Genomic DNA, 17,508 nt, shown 5'->3' with positions numbered 1-17,508 from the left:
TCTTTATCCTGAGATCCGCTTGGCCGGCACGCCGAACACCACGTCGCCGGGCTTTACCGCGCGCAGCACGACGCTGCCTGCGCCGACCACCGCGCCCTTGCCCACCCGAACCTTGGGCAGTACCGAGGAACGCGAGCCCATGAACACTTCGTCTTCGAGCACAGCGCCCCCGGTCAGATCGCAATGGCCGCTGAGCGTTGAAAAATGGCCGATATAGGTGTCGTGGCCGACCGTGCACAAGGAGTTGACCGTGACGAAATCACCGATCTCAAGGTCCACCGATAAGACTGAAAAGGGGCAGACCAGCACGCCGCGTCCAATCTTGACGTTCTCACCGACGATCGCGGTGGGATGGATCAGGGTGAAGAACTGCGCGCCCTTGGCAAGCAGCTTCTCGACCACGTGTTTTTTATCGGACGGCTTGCCGATGGCGATGAGCAGCAGTTCGTCGTCGGCCGGTACGTAGGCGTCGATGGTCGACAGAATGTCGGCGTAGTGATGAAACCGGTTGAGCGAAAGACTTCCGTCGTCCAGAAAGCCGCCGATGACATAGTTCTCATTGTGTTCGACCCAGTCCTTCAGCCAGGAGTGAACCTCTCGGCCGAGACCACCTGCGCCCACGATAATCAGTTTTTTGACGTTCATTCGGCCAGATAACCTCCATCGACGACGAGTGATGTCCCTGTTACCCAGCGCGCGGCCGGTGACAGCAGATAGTTGACGGCGTAAGCGACGTCCAGCGGCTCGCCCAGGCCCAGGGGGTGTTTGCGCTCGATGGCGGCCATCGAGTCCTCGCCCACCAAGCCTTCGAGCTTCTGTGCCATCTCGGTTTTGACCACGCCCGGCGCGACCGCGTTGACACGGATGCCTTCACGCGCCAGCTCCAGCGAAGCAGCCCGTACCATCGACTCGACCGCACCTTTGCTTGCGCAGTATCCGATGAGGGCTGGCTGGGCGACCTGCGCCATGACCGACGAGAGCATCACGATACTGGCTGGCGTGCGGCAAACGCCCTTCTGCCTGAACGCCTTGATCAGGGAAAAACCCGAGGTGACGTTGGTCGCGAATATCTTTTCCCAGTGCTCAAGGCCCATGGCGCGGATCGGCAGTGGCAATTGCACGCCTGCCGCATGAACCAGGCCGTCGAGAGGCGATGTCGCCTGAACCAGTTTTTTCATCCAGGCCGACGTATCGTCAGTGCTCAGAAAGTCGAAGATTTCGGCGCAATGCCCGTCGCCCTGCAACTGGCTCAACGTTTCATCAAGGCGCTGCGTATCCCGTCCAACGGCGATGATCCTGGCGCCCTGCTTGCTCAGCCAGATCGCGACTTGGCGCCCGATCCCGGAGGAAGCGCCGGTCACCAGGATAGTTTTTTCATGCAGCGAAAAAGGATTAGTGTTCACTCACGCCTCGTTACTGTCGGTGCCGACCAGTGTCAACGGGCTGATCCAGGTACTGTCCAGATCGACGATACAACCGGCCCACGAATAACCCACGCCAAAACCGGCGAGCATGTATTGGCCCTGCAGCGTAGAACCGCCGTCGCTTGCGTCCAGGCTCAGCGCCAGCGGAATCGAAGCGCTGCTGGTGTTGCCGACATTCTGCAGATTCAGCACAACCTTCTCGGGCGCCAGCTTGGCCTTCTTCGAAAGGTGTTCGAGCATGAACCTGTTGGCCTGATGGAAGACGTATTTGTCGATGGGTTTGCGCTGCTCGTCCGCACACTTCTCCAGCGCACGGATCAACGCTGGCACTCGGGCCAAGGTGAAGGCAAAAATTTCCGCACCGTTCATGTAAAGGTCCAAAGGCCCGCGTACATCGGTTTCAGAGGTTGAGACGTCGGCACCTGCACGGTCGCGAAAGGCGCCGCCGGGCACGATCAGATTTTTCTCGCCACGGCCGTCGGTGCCCAGCACAAAGGGAGCGGCCGCGGCCGTCGCGTCGTACTCGACAAGCGTTGCCGAACCCGCATCACCGAACAGGGCAGCAACGGATCGGTCTGCAGGCGCCACCAGCTTGCTGATGGTATCGCCCACCAGCAGCAACACGCGTCTGCTGCCGCCGCCAGCGATCAACGCCGAGGCCATCCACAGCCCGTATACGTAGCCGGAGCAGCCCATGCCAACATCCAGCGCGGCGGTGGTGGTCGGCAATCCCAGACGGCGCTGCAAGGTGCATGCTGTGGCTGGAAGCGTGTAGTCCGGCGTTTGCGAGACGAAAATGAGCGTATCGATCGACGCCCTGTCGACGTCAAGGTCGTCCAGAAGCCGCTGTGCAGCCGCTACGCACAGATCGGAGGTGCACTCATCCTGCACGATGTGGCGGCGCTCAATGCCAGTGCTGGACATGATCTTCGCGACATTTTCTTCGCCAAACCCCTCGTTCAGGTCGGCCACTTCGGCGACCGTCCTCGGCAGTGCGCAGGCAATACCCCTGACTCTGGCGTTTGAGATGCTGCGCACCGCGTCATCGAAACTGCCTGTGACGCTATTCATACGGGGTCCTCGTCAGACGTTGTGATCGCACCGGCCTGTTGTGCCCACTCGGCGCAAGATGCCCGGAAATGCAAAAGCTTGGCTTCAAGCGAACTGTGAAAACGGGGGGCATCCCAGGACCAGGTATCACCAGGAATTCTCTTGCAGATGGAATGATCTTCATCGAACACGGCGCGGTTATTCTGCGCCGTCGATGCCATGAATGTGGAAACGATTTCCTGGTAACGGTCCGAGGCCGCGCTCAAGGGATACAGCTGGCTGGTAAACCAGGTGCGATCGGCGTGCGTCGACGGAAAGAAGTTCTGCATCGACCAGGAATAACCGTAAGTCGACGACAGCATCGAAAACGGGTAGAGAAAAATGCTCATGTACCCCGAAAATGCCTCATGAGGTACGAAAAACTTCGACAGGCTTTCCAGCCTGCGGGCAACCTTTTCATTCTCGACAGGTGAATACCAGATCGAGTTTTCCCCAAAAAACACGTTCTCTCCCTTGCCCAGTTTCAGCGTGGCCAAGGTGTCACGATGCACCAGCGGAATATGATAAGGCTCAAGCGCGTTTTCCAGAGAAATCGGCCAGTCGGACTCGAACGCGTAGCGGTTGAAATCCACCGCCCGTTGCAGATGGGTGGTCGTCTGCTCGATCAGCGCGTAGATATCCTTGCCAAGTTGGTCGATCAAGGTCGCGCGCGGCTCGATGCCGAAAAATACCAGGTCGCCGCAGAAGGCAAGCTTGAAGAAATTCAGGTTCGCCTTGCCGATGTCGCAGCCGACGAAGCTCTTGGCATCCGGAATTCGCAGTTGGCCGGCCGAGTAATTCCAGCCATGGTAGGGGCACAAGATCCGCTGCCGACCGCTATCTTCGGTAAAGAATCGGGTGCCACGGTGCGGACAACGATTGTCGAAGGCAATCAGGTTGCCCGCGTCGTTGAACACCACGACTTCGAAATCCAGCACGTTGAAACGCACAAAATCCTTATCGTCAGCCACCTGGGATTTCAGACACAGCGGATGCCAGTAGGCTTTCACCAACTGCGGCGCGATATGCCTTGATTTTGTGTACGTCATGATTCTGTCCAGAAACGGGGCCATGCCTTCAATGTTCGATACGCATGGCCGCCATCATCAAACCCACGGTCTGGATGCGCAGTCGCCCGTGCAGTCAACGGTTACTCGGACACCAGCGTGATGACGTCGCGCACCGTGACGCACTTGTTCAGACGAGAGGCAGACAGCGTCTTGTTCAGATGCTCATCCGCCATCGCCATGAAAGTCACCAGGGCAATCGAATCCCAGTCCAGTGCCTGGTCAACCGTTAGCGTCCCTTCATCCGCTTCCATCGCCTCTTCAATCAACCCAACTACTTTCGCTTCCATCACTCGCCACTCCACAGAACATGATCGGACGCTATCGCCGATGCGCAGACACACTGAAGCAAAATACGAACCAAACACCTGAAACCAGGCTGAAAGCCTCTAAACACAAGGGCTTCGTGAAATCAGGGAAGGTTAATGAGACAAGGGTAGAGACAAAAAAACGGCGCCTGTGTCGGCGCCGTTTCGAGTTCGTTTCAATCACCCGCGCAGGCGTTCATCCCCGATTTTCATGCCGCGCATGTGGAACACCAGCATTGTGCCCTCAATGTGGTACAGCTCCATCGTGTTCGCCAGGTCTTCAAGATAGCGTGTGAGCTCAGGGAACTGCGGATTGCCGTAGTCATGCCAGACTATGCAATTGCGCTCCCCGCCCAGCATCTGAAGCGAATTCTCAGTGTCTTTCTTGACGTATTCGTACTCGTGGTTGGCATCGACAAAGATGAAATCGAACTTGCCTTTGTACGGCGTCGGGTCAAAGGTCATGGAGTCCTGCAGAATCTGCTTCACCCTGTGCTTCTTCGGCGACTGGTTGTACTTGCGGGTCGACAGCACAGCCTTTTCTGCCAGCAACTTGTCATCTCCCTGGAAAACGATGCCATCGGTATCAGGAAGATCCAGCGTGTAGATTCGCGGATTCGAATCTCCGTTATCCGGCAGGTCTTCAAGGACCAGACGAGTGGTGCGACCATCGAACGTGCCGAACTCGAAGATGAAGTCGGGGTTGATCGCCCGAACAAGTTTGAGAAGCATCACAGACTCGAACGCGGTGAGGCTGCCCGCGCCGTCGGCTGGCGGCATGAAGAACTTCACCTCCTCTTCGCGACCGTCATCGATGCTCAGCACGCGATAGGGGCGGATGTGCATGAGTTCTGATGGCGCATAAGTACTCGTCGCAAGACACGTATCCATTTTCTCTCCTCGAATGAACTACCCGGAAACAATCAGCATGCGTTGTCACATGCGGTTTCTGCTCATGATTTCCAGACCGACTTGAACTCAGCCATCAACGGGTGCTTATACGCCCGTGCGCTGAATCATTCATCATTTTGACTAATGACCTGTAACGCTTCTGCCCTCAACTGCGCCAACTCCTTCTCGTATCTGACGATCTTGAGAATTCGCGAGTTGACGAAATGGCGAGTGAGGTTTTTCGGTGAATAGAAGATATCGGTCTGCCATTCCCCACTGATCAGTTCCTGCCCGGTGGGGTCGTCGGCAGGTTGAATAATCATGTCGGCCATGACTCGGTCGATACCGGAAGTATTCGGCCCGGACTCATGCCACAAACGGCTGTCCATGATGATGAAGTCGCCTGGCGACAGTTCGGGTGTCACCGTTGGCCACTGCACATCGAAACTCGCTGGATTGATTTCCCCCGCATCGCCCAGTACGCCGAGTTTGTGCGAACCGAGGTGAAACGTAAGGCTTCCGTTGTCTTTGTTGGCAATGCTGAGCGGAACAAAGACACTGCATTTGTTCACGTTGCCTGCGTGATAACAACTGTCCTGATGCAGAAATACCTTGTTCGAGCTCAATGCATCCTTGATGACAAAACGATGGTTATACAGCGCAATGTGATCGCCCATCAGCGGCTTCAAGGTGTTCGCGAAAACAGGCTCGCGGTACATATGCGCAAGCCCCTCAGGAAGTTGCTCGTTCAGTGAGACCGGGTTTGCCCGATTCACGTCCCTGCCCTTTTGCAACACTTGGGCATAGAACACTTTCCACTCACTTTGCCAGGCGTCCACCACGTCAAGGGGGACGGCATTGCGCACGACGAACACGCCGGTCTTGCGAAACACCTCGGGGCAAAAGGTTTCAGACGAAATATCGCTGACAAGATCGTTGAGCGACTCAAGTGTGCTGCGCATGGCGGGTTTCATATCCAGCGGAATGTCAGTTCGCTGTCCTGGGTCTGCTTGGACTTGTTGCAGCGCGCAAGAACGTTGTATCTGATCGGGAACAACTCACGGTCCGGCGATTCCAGAATGTCGATTTCAACGATATCGAAATCGCGCAATAGCGCACTCCAGCCATGCTCAGTAATCCGCCAGCAATCTGGCGACGGGCCGTGAATGCGCCAGTTCAAGGGCGCCGAGATGAGCAAGTAGCCTTCATCCTTGAGGATGCGGCGGATTTCCTTGACGGTATCGAACGGATTCAACGTGTGTTCGATAACTTCCATGCAGACCACACAATCGTAGGAACTCTCTTTGATGAAATCATTCACCTTGGTGATATCACCTACGAATTTCGGCGCGTAATCATCGACGATATCGAAGGTGTCGACGGCGAAGTTGGTAAAACTCTCCCTGACCAGGGAATGCTTCTGAGGACCGACTTCCAGTAACTTCCCCGACTCTTCGCGCAAGCGCTCGGCAGTCCTTGTGACGAACTCCGCCAGATGATCGCGGGCCAGCTGGTAGGTGTCGTTATCGAATTTCGAAGGTGTCGCCATTATGGATCCTGCTGTCTGCCCCAAGGGCAGAGATTGGTGTGTGATCGGCGTGAAATGCTCGGCCTGTGTTTCGCGTATCGGCCTCGCGTCGGCGATCATTAATCTAATCAACCACGCTTTTCGTCGCGCCTCAAGGCGTAACTCGCCCGACGGTCATTCGTCGTCCATTCACAGTGCGCTCCATAAACGGCTTTTCCCGGTTCTCATTCCGCTTGGCCGATTTATTGCTTTAGAGCCCCTTAATGAGTCCTGCGTCATTTTCATGGCAGCCCGTTTCCCGCGTGGGCATGGCTGCGCAGCAATTGAAAATAGCGGCGCTGAAGCACGTTTTTTACCTACCGGATACCAAGATGGATTCTCAACGACTGGTCAGTGTCGTCATCGCTGTCTGCCGCACCGAGTTCTTCGAAACAGCATTGCGCAGCGTGATCGAGCAAACCCACGACGCGATTGAAATCGTGGTGTGCGATGACGCCACCGACGGTCTGGCGCAAACCGTGATCGATCTGTACGGAGCGTCCTGCCCGTGGCCGATTCGCTATTTGCGCAATGAACATCCCCAAGGCGCCGAGGCCTGCTTCGCCCGTGCTATTGGCGAAGCTGGCGGCCAGTACATCAAGTTCCTGTCTGGCGATGCCGTCATGGGTCCCGATTGTATCGAGCAGATGGTCAAGGCATTGGAAGTCACGCCCGAGGCGCGATTGGTCTCTTCGCATCGCCAGTGGTTCGACGCCACCGATATGCCTCTGGCGGAAAATCTGGCGACTCGATTTCGCGTCAGCACGCCCTCTGTGTTGCGCGGACCGGACGTCGTTGCGTTGCTGGGCGAGTTCACCTGTAACTTCATTGGCGAACTGAGCAGCGTGCTGTGTCGCCGTGAGGATCTCGCTTCGCTGGGCGACGGCCTGTTCTCGCTCAACGGCCAATCGCTGGGCCCGCTGAGTGATCTGGCGCTGTACGCAAACTTGCTCCACGACGGTGACCTGATTCTGCTGCCGGCAACGCTGACCGGTACTCGCATCGCGCCGCGCCATCTCGCCGAACAAGGCATCGAGATCGCCGGGTCGAGCAGCGATTGGCTGCCCGCCTATCATCGACTGATCCGCGAGGCGGGTTGGGCCAGCACATCGCTGGACAACGGCTGGGTTGGCATGCGCGGTCTCTCAGACCAAGGCGTTTTCTCGGATTTCAACCTGCTGGCGCAATTGTCCGCGCCTTTGCCGCAGCGGCTGAACCCACAGCAGGTCGCGGCCTGGCTTGACTTTCGTGTGCCTCGGCCCGATGAGCAAAACCGGATTAACCAGCACCTCGCCGATGCCGGTGTGCCGTCGCTGTTGCTGGTGGTGAAAACCACCGGCCAGGAATCCGAGGCCCTGCAGCGCACCCTTGACAGTATTCAACCCGCAGGGCCGTTGTTCGACGCGTTGCAGGTTGTGGTGCTGTCGGACAAGATCGACCTGCCCGCCAGTGCTCTAGGCGCGCGGCTGAGTCGTGTCACCATCCGCGGAGCGTGCATCGCAACACTGCTGAACCAAGTGGTTGCGACCCACCGTTTCGACTGGCTGTTGGTCATTGAGGCCGGTACGCAATTTACCCCTTTCGGCATAACGGCCAGCGCGCTTAAGTTGCTCGACGCACCTGACGCCCACGCTGCGTTCGCCGATGAAATGTATCGACACCCCCGGGGCGGTCTGATTTCGGCCATGCGCCCGGATTTCAACCTCGACTACCTGCTGAGCTTGCCCCTTGTCACGGCGGGGCACTGGCTATTCCGACGCGAGACGCTAGTGAACGTCGGCGGTTTCGACCCGCAGTTCGCAGACGCCACCGAATTCGACTTTATCCTGCGGCTGATCGAGCGCGAAGGCGGCGCTGCGATCAGCCATATCAGCGAGCCTTTGCTGATCTGTGATCAGCCCGTCGCCCGCGATAACCAGCACGAAATCGACACGCTGCTACGTCATCTGAAAGTACGCGGCTATGGGCAAGCGTCGGTCGAGCACACTCTGCCGCGCCGCTATCACGTACGCTACGGTCATACCGAGCGGCCGCTGGTGTCGATCATCGTGCCGACCAAGGATCAACTGCCGTTCCTGCAACGCTGCGTGGAAACGCTGCTGCACACGACTCGCTACCCCAATTACGAGGTATTGATCGTCGATAACAACAGCGAGACTCCCGAAGCTCTGGAGTGGCTGGCAGGTATCGAGGCCATGGGCTCGGCGCAGGTGCGGGTATTGCGTTACCCCCATCCGTTCAACTACTCGCGGATCAACAACGTCGCCGCCGCGCAGGCCAAGGGCGAGTATCTGGTCCTGCTGAACAACGACACCGCGATCGTCCATGCAAACTGGCTGGATGAACTGCTCAATCACGCCCTGCGTCCTGAAGTGGGTGTCGTCGGCGCCAAACTGCTGTATCCCAACGGCCGCATGCAACATGCCGGAGTGCGCCTGGGCATGGACGGCCCCGCCGGGCATCAGCACATTGGCGAGCCGCAACACATTCAGGGCTACATGCAGCGCGTGCAGGTCGACCAGGATCTCAGCGCGGTGACTGCCGCGTGCCTGATGGTTCGCCGCTCGATCTATGAGGAAGTCGGCGGTCTTGATGAAGAGGCATTTGTCGTTTCCTATAACGACGTCGATCTGTGCCTGAAGGTCGGTGCGCAGGGCTATCTCAATGTCTGGACCCCGCACGCGGTTCTGATCCATGAAGGCAGCGTCAGTCAAACCAACGTCGACACCGCGAGCCATCAAGCCAAGCGCAAGCGCTTTGTCGGCGAGCAAATGGCGATGTACCGAAAATGGTTGCCGACGCTGGTCAGTGACAAGGCATTCAACCGCAATCTGTCGTTCGACCTGCAATCGGTTGAACTTGAACTGAACACGCAACAGGTCTGGCGCCCGATGGCTTGGCGCCGTGTCCCGGTCGTACTGGGCTATCCCGGTGGTCTGTGGACATCGCCCCATGAGCGCGTGATCGCGCCATTCGAGCGACTTAAGCATGACGCCATCGTCGACGGCATGCTCAGCAGCACTGCGCTCTCGATCCCGCAGGAGGCGCGATTCAAACCTGACGTCATCGTTTTTCAGGCGCGGCTGGACGCTGATCATCTGCAAACGGTGACGCGCGCCAAGGTGCTGCCCGACGTATTTGTGGTGCTGGACCTCAACCATTTGCACTTGGGTGCCGATGCCCCCGGCGAAGATGCGTTCGCCTTCAGCCCGGAACGCCTGGACCTGCTGCAACAATGCTTGAGCCAGGTGGATCGGGTGATTGCTTCAACCCAGGTACTGGCGGATATCGCCAAGGAATTTCACGCTGACGTGCGTCTGCTGCCGTCTCGCTTGCAGCCGGAAATCTGGGGCAACCTGTCGTCGCGCAGAGCACGCGGTGCCAGACCTCGGGTGGGCCTTGTCAGCCATGACTGGCAAAATCGGGATCTGCACATGATCTCGACGGTGGTCCAGGCGTTGACCGACGAAGTCGAATGGGTGGTCATGGGGGATCATCACGGCGTATTACGCGCTCATAGCCATGAATCCCATGACCTACCCGGCGCCGATCAATTTCCGGCAGCGCTCGCCGGGCTCGACCTTGATCTGGCATTACTGCCCGCCGTCGATAATCTGTTCAGCACCTGCAAAGGCAACGTCGATCTGCTGCAGCTCGGCGCCTGTGGCGTGCCGCTCATCTGCAGCGATGTCCGAGCTTACGACGGCGACTTTCCCATCACCCTGGTGCCCAACACCTTGCAGGCGTGGGTGGATGTCATCCGCGCCCACACATCGGATCTGGCCAGTGCCGCGCTGCTGGGCGATCAACTGCGTGAGCACATACGGCGCGACTGGATGCTGGACCCAGCTGCGATTCAAGCGTGGCAAGCGGCCTGGTTGCCATAGGCTGACGCGCGGGAGATGCCAGGCTCTGTTCAGGCATCGTTCTGCGCGTGCCGGGTGCGATAACCACCCGGGCTTTCTCCCGTCCATTTCTTGAACGCCCGGTGAAATGCGCTGGGCTCCTGGAAGCCCACCAGCGCGGCGATATCGACCACGCTCATGTCAGTCTCGTGCAGTTTCTGCTGGGCGATGCCGCGCCGCACATCATCCTTGATGCCCTGAAAGGCACACCCTTCGCGCTCCAGGCGGCGTCGAAAGGTGGTCGGGCTGAGCTTTAGTTCATCGGCCATTTCCAGCAGCGTCGGCCAATGACCGTAATGACTGTTGCGCAGCCGCTGATACACCTGCGCCGCCAGCCCGCGCTGATTGCGGAAGCGGATCACCAGCCATTGCGGGGCCGTGCGCAGGAAAGATTTGAGTGAGGGAAGTGACTGCACCACGGGCAGGCGCAGGTAATGGCTGGAAAATTCGATCTCGGTTTTCTGCGCACCGAAGCCCAGGTTGAACCCCCATAACAGCGAATCGTCGCTCAGTCGCTCGCGACTGTGGCGAAATTGCGCACGGTCGATGGTGATGCGTCGCCCGCCCAGCCAGCACAGCAGGCTGATCATCAACAACAGGAAGGTCTCTTCACCAAAGCGCCGCTTGACCGGATCTTCGGCGTGGTTTTCCACTGCGATGATCGCCCGCTGACCGCGCACGATCAGGCTGCCGCGAAAGTCCCGCAGGAAGAGTCCGAAGTTGGCCAGGCATTGGCGCAAGGCTTTTTCCAGATTCGGCTCCTGAATCAATCCTCGACAGATCAGCGCGAAACTGCCCGGCGGCATGCCATGAGAGTCCAGATCGAAGAACTCGTCGTTGAGCTCCTTGATCTGGATCAGCCACAGCGCCGCGAACGCGCTTGCGGGCACGCGCGCGCTCGGATTGTCCAGCAACGCCATGTCGATGCCCGCTGCTTCAAGTACCGATTGCAGGCGCAACGGCTGGTCGCGCAACGCGTGGACCACCAACTGCACGAAGTAGATCGACACTGAATCCTTTTCCCGCATGTGCTGCGTTTCCTTATTTCAGTTTGCACTACGGCGCTGATGGTAAAGAACGCCAGCCGATGTGGACAGTTTTGGCATAGGCCCGTCTCAACCGTCGATCTAGACTTGCCCGCAACACGCACCTGGCCGAAATGCCGTTTGTCGGTGCAGCCCACAATAAATTCAACAGGTTTCAGGAGTCGACATGAGCAATACCGAAGTTTTCGTCGTCAGCGCACTGCGTACCGCCATCGGCGGATTCGGCGGTTCCCTCAAGGACGTCTCGCCCATCGAACTGGGCACTCAGGTCAGCCGCGCTGCGCTGGGCCAATCCGGTCTGGCGCCCGAGCATATCGGCCATGTGGTCATGGGTCATGTGATTCCGACCGAAGTCCGCGATGCCTACCTGTCGCGCGTCATCGCGCTGGAAGCCGGCCTGACCAAGGAAACCCCGGCCATGAACGTCAACCGTCTATGCGGTTCGGGCCTGCAGGCCATTGTCTCCGCCGCGCAATCGCTGATGCTCGGCGACGCCAAAGCGGTGCTGGCCGGCGGCGCCGAGTCCATGAGCCGTGGCGCCTACATCATGCCGCAGGCCCGTTGGGGCGCGCGCATGGGCAACGTGCAGGCCTACGACTACATGCTGGGCGCATTGCATGATCCGTTCGCCAACATCCACATGGGCATCACTGCCGAAAACATCGCCGAAAACTATGGCATCACCCGCGCCGATCAGGACGCCCTGGCCCTGGCCAGCCAGCAACGCGCCGCCCACGCCATCGCTGAAGGCCGCTTTGAAAGCCAGATCGTGCCGATCGAAATTGCTACCCGTAAAGGCACCGTGACCTTCGCTCAGGATGAACACGTGCGCGGGGACGTCACGGCCGAGCAACTGGAAAAAATGAAAACCGCGTTCAAGAAGGAAGGCACCGTCACCGCCGGCAACGCTTCCGGCCTGAACGATGGCGCCGCAGCGCTGGTGATGGCCAATGGCGACATGGTGCGCGAACATGGCTTGAAGCCTATGGCGCGTCTGGTGGCATACGCTCACGCGGGTGTCGAACCGTCGATGATGGGTCTGGGGCCTATTCCGGCCAGCCGCAAGGTGCTGGAACGCGCCGGCCTGACCGTCGCCGATCTGGACGTCATCGAATCCAACGAGGCCTTTGCCGCACAGGCCTGCGCGGTGGCCCGCGAACTGGGCTTCGATCCTCAGAAGGTCAACCCCAACGGCTCGGGTATTTCCCTCGGTCACCCAGTCGGCGCCACTGGCGCGATCATCGCCACCAAGGCCATTCATGAGCTGCACCGCATCGGCGGTCGTTATGCGCTGGTGACCATGTGCATCGGCGGCGGTCAGGGCATCGCTGTCATCTTCGAACGCGTGTAAGCGAGGAGCCTTCAATGAGCATGCAACACATCGCCGTGATCGGCGCGGGCACCATGGGCAACGGCATCGCGCAGGTGTGCGCCATTGCCGGGTTCGACGTGACCCTGCTGGACATAAACGACGCGGCACTGGAACGAGGGCTTGCCACCGTGCGCAAGAACCTCGAACGCCAGGTCAATAAGCAGACGCTGACGGTGGATCTTGCAGAGGAAGCGCTTGGTCGCATCCGCTGCATCACCGACTACGCGCAACTCAATGAACCGCAAGTTGTGATTGAAGCGGCGACCGAGAACCTTGACCTGAAACTGCGCCTGCTCAAGCAGATCGCGGCGAACGTCGGCACCGATTGCGTGATCGCCTCCAACACTTCGTCGCTGTCGATCACGCAACTGGCGGCCAGTGTCGACAGTCCCGAGCGTTTCATCGGGCTGCACTTCTTCAACCCGGTGCCCATGATGGGTCTGATCGAAGTCATTCGCGGCCTGCAAACCGCGGATGAAACCCATGTGGTGGCGATCAAGCTGGCCGAGCGTCTGAACAAGACTGCCATCACTGCTGGCAACCGTCCGGGCTTCGTGGTCAATCGGATTCTCGTGCCGATGATCAACGAAGCCATTCTCGTGCTGCAGGAAGGCCTGGCGACAGCACAGGATATCGACGACGGCATGCGCCTGGGCTGCAACCAACCTATCGGGCCTTTGGCGCTCGCCGATCTGATTGGCCTGGACACCTTGCTGGCCATCGTCGAAGCCTTCCATGAGGGCTTCAACGACAGTAAATACCGCCCTGCTCCACTGCTCAAGGAAATGGTTGCAGCGGGGTATCTGGGTCGCAAGAGCGGGCGTGGGTTCTTCGTTTACAACTGAGTCGTCGTTACGGGCACGCATAGGGGGTGCAGCAGTCCGGCTTGCCGGCTGCCACAGAGTCTCAGCGTCGCCCCCGATGCACAAAAAAAACCGCAATCCTTCACAGGTTGCGGTTTTTTTGCATCAGGCGCTTATCAGTGGGAGAACAGCGAATTCCCCACCTTGCCGGCCATCTTCTCCGGTTTGATCAGGAAACGAGCCAGCGCTGGCAGCAGCCACAGGGCACCGAACATGTTCCACAGCAGCATGAAGGTCAGCATCAGCCCCATGTCGGCCTGGAATTTGATGGCCGAGAAGATCCAGGTGCAGACACCGATTGCCAGGCACAGCCCGGTAAACAGCACTGCCTTGCCAGTGGACTTCAGCGTTTCGTAATACGCCTCCTGCAATGGCAGCCCGGCACGCAGGAAGCTTTCCAGACGGCTGTAGATGTAGATGCCGTAATCGACACCGATACCCACGCCCAAGGCCACCACTGGCAACGTCGCGACCTTCACGCCGATCCCCATGAATGCCATCAGCGCGTTGCCCAGCACAGAGGTCAGAACCAACGGAAGGACGATGCACAAGGTCGCCGCCCAGGAGCGGAAGGTGATCATGCACATCACGGCCACGCAGATGTACACCAGAATCAGGATGGTCAACTCCGCCTGCTTGATGACTTCGTTGGTTGCCGCTTCGATCCCGGCATTACCCGCCGCCAAGAGGAATTCCAACCCTTCCTTGTTGTTGGTGCTGGCGAACTCCTGCACGGCGTGCACCGCACGATCCAGCGTCTCGGCCTTGTGGTCGTTGAGGAAAATCAGCAGCGGTGCCAGCGAACAGGTGTTGTTGTACAGCCCGTCCGCTCGCGAAATCGAGCTGTTGAGCACGTCCTTGTTGCGCGACAGCGACTCCCATTTCAGGTTGCCCTCGTTCATGCCCTTGATCACTTGCTTGGACACCGTGACCAACGATATGGCGGATTGGACGCCGGGGGTGTTCTCCATCTTCCACGACAATTCGTTGATCGCCGACAACGTCTGATACGCCGAACAACCTTCGGCCGGCGTCTTGACCATCACCACCAGCACATCGGAACTGGTGGAGTAATTGTTAATGATGAAACCGTTGTCCTGGTTGTAGCGCGAGTCCGGCCGCAACTCGGGAGCGCCTTGATCGAGGTCGCCAATTTTCAGGTTATGGCCGTACCAAAGCCCACCCACCAAGGCGAGCAGCGCCAGTACCACAGAAACCCGCGCGACTTTTGGCGCGGCAAAGTTCGAAAGCAGACGCCAGAATGGATGCTCGCGGACTGCATCCTGCTTGCTGCGGACAATCGCTCTCTTACTGATGCCGGCATAAGAGATCGCAACGGGCAGCAGGATGAGGTTGGTGAACACGATGACCGCGACACCGATTGAAGCACCGATCGCCAATTCGCGAATCACGCCGATGTCGATGATCAACAAGGTGATGAAGCCTACGGCATCGGCCAGGATCGCGATCATTCCCGGCAGAAACAGCTGTCGGAATGTGCGACGGGCCGCCATCAGGGCGTTCTCTGCATCGCTGGACTGCAGGGCAATGCCGTTGATCTTTTGCACACCGTGGGAAATGCCGATGGCGAAGATCAGAAACGGTACGAGCATCGAGTAGGGATCGAGACCGAAACCTACGACATGCATCAGGCCCAGCTGCCAGATCACCGCGATCAATGTCGTACACAGTACCGCCACGGTACTGCGCAGGCAGCGGGTGAACCACATCAGCAACACCAGCGTGATCACGAACGCTACACCGAAGAACATGACCACCATGATCAGGCCGTCGATCAGATCACCGACCTTCTTGGCGAAACCGACGATGTGGATGTCGACGTTGGGATTCTGCGCTTCGTATTTGTCGCGAATCTTCTCTTCCAGTTGGTGAGAGAACTGGCGGTAATCCAGAGGCAGCAATTTGCCTTGGTCCGCGGGGTCGGGATAGAACTCCTGCAACGGCACATCGATGATGCTGGACTTGAAGTTGTTGGAGACCAGACGCCCGACTTGGCCGGATTTGAGTACGTTGTTGCGCAGCCTGTCGAGGCTCTCCTGGGAGCCGTCATAACTTTGCGGAATCACTTCACCACCGGCAAAGCCCTCCTCGGTAACCTCGGTCCAGCGAACGCTCGGACTCCACAGCGACTTGAGGCCAGAACGATCGACGCCCGAGATGTAAAACACTTCGTCGTTTATCTGGCGCAAGGTCTCCATGTACTCCTTGGAGAAAATATCGCCTTGTTTGGCCTCAACCGAGATACGTACGGTATTGCCCAGATTCGCCAAGTCGTTGCGATGTTCCATCATGTTCTGGATGAAGGGGTGACTCAGTGGAATCATCTTCTCGAAACTGGTGGAGGGGCGTACCAGGGTCGCTTGCCAGAACAGGAAAATGCTGACCAACAGGCAAATACCGATCACTGTCGGACGATTGTTGAAGATCAGTCGTTCAAGCAGGGTCGGTTTGTCGTGATGGTGTTGAAGATTTGTCATGCGAAAGCATCCTCGCCGGGTCAGTTCTTATTGTTGAGCGCAATCAGCTCTTACTGCTGAGCAACATCGGCGCCCGTCGGCGAGGTGACGTGAACGCCGCCTTGTCCTACCAAAATCAGATTGCCCTTGTCGTCCTCCGCCACACCAGACAGAGAGAGGCGGTCGGAGCGGTTGGAGACAGTGAAAGTTTCGCCGTCATCGGTGCTGCGCATGACGCTGCCACCATTGCCTACAAGCACGATGGAGTTATCTGGCATCAGCGAGGCATTGGCGATGCTGAACTCCAACGGCCCACGCTCCCCTTTCAGGGCGATTGGCTCCCAGTTGCTGCCAAAGTCGGTGGAGCGGAACAGATTCCCGCGCAGGCCGTAGGCCAGCAGCGTATTGGGTTGAGAGGTGCTGACGGCGCCGAAAAGCGAACCCTGGTATGGTCCCTCGATTTTTTCCCAAGTCTGGCCCTCGTCGGAGGACCGGAACATGCTGCCCATCTCCCCTACGATGAACAGGCCAGCGTCTTTTACGTAGGCGATGCCGTTAAGGTGGTATTGGTCTTCATTGTCCAGACGGTTACTGACGTCTTGCCAGTGCTGCCCGCCATCCGTGGTTTCGAGAAGCGCACCGTAGGCCCCCACGGCGATGCCGGTGGACAAGTCTTTGAACCAGACGTCCAGAAGCGGGGCTTCACGCTTGAGGTCTTCGAACTGCTTAATCCAGGTGATGCCGCCGTCGTTGCTGGCAAGGATCTGCGCATCGTGGCCGACAGCCCATCCATGCTGATCGTCGACAAAATAAACGGCGGTGAGCAACTGACGAGTCGGCACCTTGGCCTGAGCCCAGGTTTTTCCTTGATCGTCGGAATAGAGAATGTGGCCGCGATCACCTACCACAACCATGCGTTTGCCAGCATGCGTCACGTCCAACAACAGGCTGCGAGAGGCCTTGGCTGACTCAAGAGCGAATACGGCCGAATCACCGGCATTGGCAGGCGTATCGACAGGCGAGGTTTCGGCTGCCATCACCGTACCGCACAAGCTCATGGATACGAGCAATGACAACAGGATGTCCAGAGGCTTGCTCGTGTATAGAGTCCGTAAACCGTCATCGCCTTGCATGACCGCGGACCGAGTGCGCCGAATGACTGGCTCACGCATGGAGCTTCCCCTTCCTTTATTTTTATTAGGTGCTCGCGGAGGGCCCGTTCATGCTGCAGGCGCTCTAGCCTGCGTGCGACGTGCCTTACCAAAGCGATCCCATCCTATCCAGCTTTGGAAACGTATGACAATCGACATGACGTTATCTTTTGTTAAGCAGCGGCCCGGTGATTAGAGCGTTATCACTGGGATCAATTGGTAGGAGGGAGAACGCCGGCGAACTTTTCTGCGCGCAAAAACAAAACCCCATCTGCTTTCGCAGATGGGGTTTCGGAATTTAATCTTGACGATGACCTACTCTCACATGGGGAAACCCCACACTACCAT

14 protein-coding genes are annotated in these 17,508 nt (G+C 58.3%); 3 read left to right on the top strand and 11 right to left on the bottom strand.

Annotated elements, in window-relative coordinates; genetic code table 11:
- Nucleotides 1-3: 3 nt before the first annotated feature.
- The 8 genes from BWR59_RS27230 to BWR59_RS27195 form a co-directional block, all read right to left on the bottom strand.
- Nucleotides 4-645, bottom strand: a complete 642-nt coding sequence (locus tag BWR59_RS27230; RefSeq protein ID WP_081568795.1) for an acetyltransferase — start codon at nucleotides 643-645, stop codon at nucleotides 4-6.
- Nucleotides 642-1,403, bottom strand: coding sequence for an SDR family oxidoreductase (locus tag BWR59_RS27225; protein WP_081568794.1), 762 nt, complete (start codon nucleotides 1,401-1,403; stop codon nucleotides 642-644). The genes BWR59_RS27230 and BWR59_RS27225 overlap by 4 nt, the downstream gene beginning before the upstream one ends.
- Entirely contained in the window at nucleotides 1,404-2,495 is a 1,092-nt protein-coding gene (locus BWR59_RS27220; protein ID WP_081568793.1) for a ketoacyl-ACP synthase III, read from the bottom strand.
- The gene (locus BWR59_RS27215; protein WP_081569084.1) at nucleotides 2,492-3,562 is read right to left on the bottom strand and encodes a Rieske 2Fe-2S domain-containing protein; all 1,071 of its coding nucleotides are present in this window, start codon (nucleotides 3,560-3,562) and stop codon (nucleotides 2,492-2,494) included. Before BWR59_RS27215 ends, BWR59_RS27220 begins: the two co-directional genes overlap by 4 nt.
- A 101-nt stretch (nucleotides 3,563-3,663) precedes the next feature.
- A complete protein-coding gene (locus BWR59_RS27210; RefSeq protein ID WP_081568792.1) occupies nucleotides 3,664-3,870 on the bottom strand; it encodes an acyl carrier protein in 207 nt (68 codons plus the stop codon).
- Between the two features lie 198 nt (nucleotides 3,871-4,068).
- Nucleotides 4,069-4,779 (bottom strand): class I SAM-dependent methyltransferase, encoded by a 711-nt coding sequence (locus BWR59_RS27205; RefSeq protein ID WP_081568791.1) that lies wholly within the window; start codon nucleotides 4,777-4,779, stop codon nucleotides 4,069-4,071.
- 125 nt (nucleotides 4,780-4,904) lie between these two features.
- Nucleotides 4,905-5,741 carry a phytanoyl-CoA dioxygenase family protein gene (locus BWR59_RS27200; RefSeq protein ID WP_081569083.1) on the bottom strand — a complete coding sequence of 279 codons (837 nt, stop codon included), beginning with the start codon at nucleotides 5,739-5,741 and terminating at the stop codon, nucleotides 4,905-4,907.
- Between the two features lie 8 nt (nucleotides 5,742-5,749).
- Complete coding sequence (locus BWR59_RS27195) at nucleotides 5,750-6,328, bottom strand: methyltransferase domain-containing protein (protein WP_081568790.1); 579 nt, start codon at nucleotides 6,326-6,328, stop codon at nucleotides 5,750-5,752.
- 350 nt (nucleotides 6,329-6,678) lie between these two features.
- On the opposite strand from BWR59_RS27195, the gene BWR59_RS27190 reads away from it, so the two are divergent.
- The gene (locus tag BWR59_RS27190) at nucleotides 6,679-10,233 is read left to right on the top strand and encodes a glycosyltransferase (protein ID WP_168184541.1); all 3,555 of its coding nucleotides are present in this window, start codon (nucleotides 6,679-6,681) and stop codon (nucleotides 10,231-10,233) included.
- A 29-nt stretch (nucleotides 10,234-10,262) separates the two neighbouring features.
- On the opposite strand, the gene BWR59_RS27185 is transcribed toward BWR59_RS27190, so the two are convergent.
- Nucleotides 10,263-11,279 carry an AraC family transcriptional regulator gene (locus BWR59_RS27185; RefSeq protein ID WP_081568788.1) on the bottom strand — a complete coding sequence of 339 codons (1,017 nt, stop codon included), beginning with the start codon at nucleotides 11,277-11,279 and terminating at the stop codon, nucleotides 10,263-10,265.
- Nucleotides 11,280-11,463: 184 nt separating this feature from the next.
- Between BWR59_RS27185 and BWR59_RS27180 the strand changes: the two genes are divergently transcribed.
- Both BWR59_RS27180 and BWR59_RS27175 read left to right on the top strand, forming a co-directional pair.
- Nucleotides 11,464-12,648 carry an acetyl-CoA C-acyltransferase family protein gene (locus BWR59_RS27180; protein ID WP_081568787.1) on the top strand — a complete coding sequence of 395 codons (1,185 nt, stop codon included), beginning with the start codon at nucleotides 11,464-11,466 and terminating at the stop codon, nucleotides 12,646-12,648.
- A gap of 14 nt (nucleotides 12,649-12,662) precedes the next feature.
- Entirely contained in the window at nucleotides 12,663-13,514 is an 852-nt protein-coding gene (locus BWR59_RS27175; protein WP_081568786.1) for a 3-hydroxybutyryl-CoA dehydrogenase, read from the top strand.
- A gap of 134 nt (nucleotides 13,515-13,648) precedes the next feature.
- On the opposite strand, the gene BWR59_RS27170 is transcribed toward BWR59_RS27175, so the two are convergent.
- Entirely contained in the window at nucleotides 13,649-16,030 is a 2,382-nt protein-coding gene (locus BWR59_RS27170) for an RND family transporter (RefSeq protein ID WP_081568785.1), read from the bottom strand.
- Nucleotides 16,031-16,080: 50 nt separating this feature from the next.
- Nucleotides 16,081-17,046 carry a YCF48-related protein gene (locus BWR59_RS27165; protein WP_230982108.1) on the bottom strand — a complete coding sequence of 322 codons (966 nt, stop codon included), beginning with the start codon at nucleotides 17,044-17,046 and terminating at the stop codon, nucleotides 16,081-16,083.
- Between the last annotated feature and the right edge of the window lie 462 nt (nucleotides 17,047-17,508).

It is taken from the genome of Pseudomonas sp. Bc-h (genome assembly GCF_002080045.1).
Classification (GTDB): Bacteria; Pseudomonadota; Gammaproteobacteria; order Pseudomonadales; family Pseudomonadaceae; genus Aquipseudomonas.
Note: the sequence above shows the minus strand (reverse complement) of the source record. Positions and strands in the feature narration are given on the sequence as shown.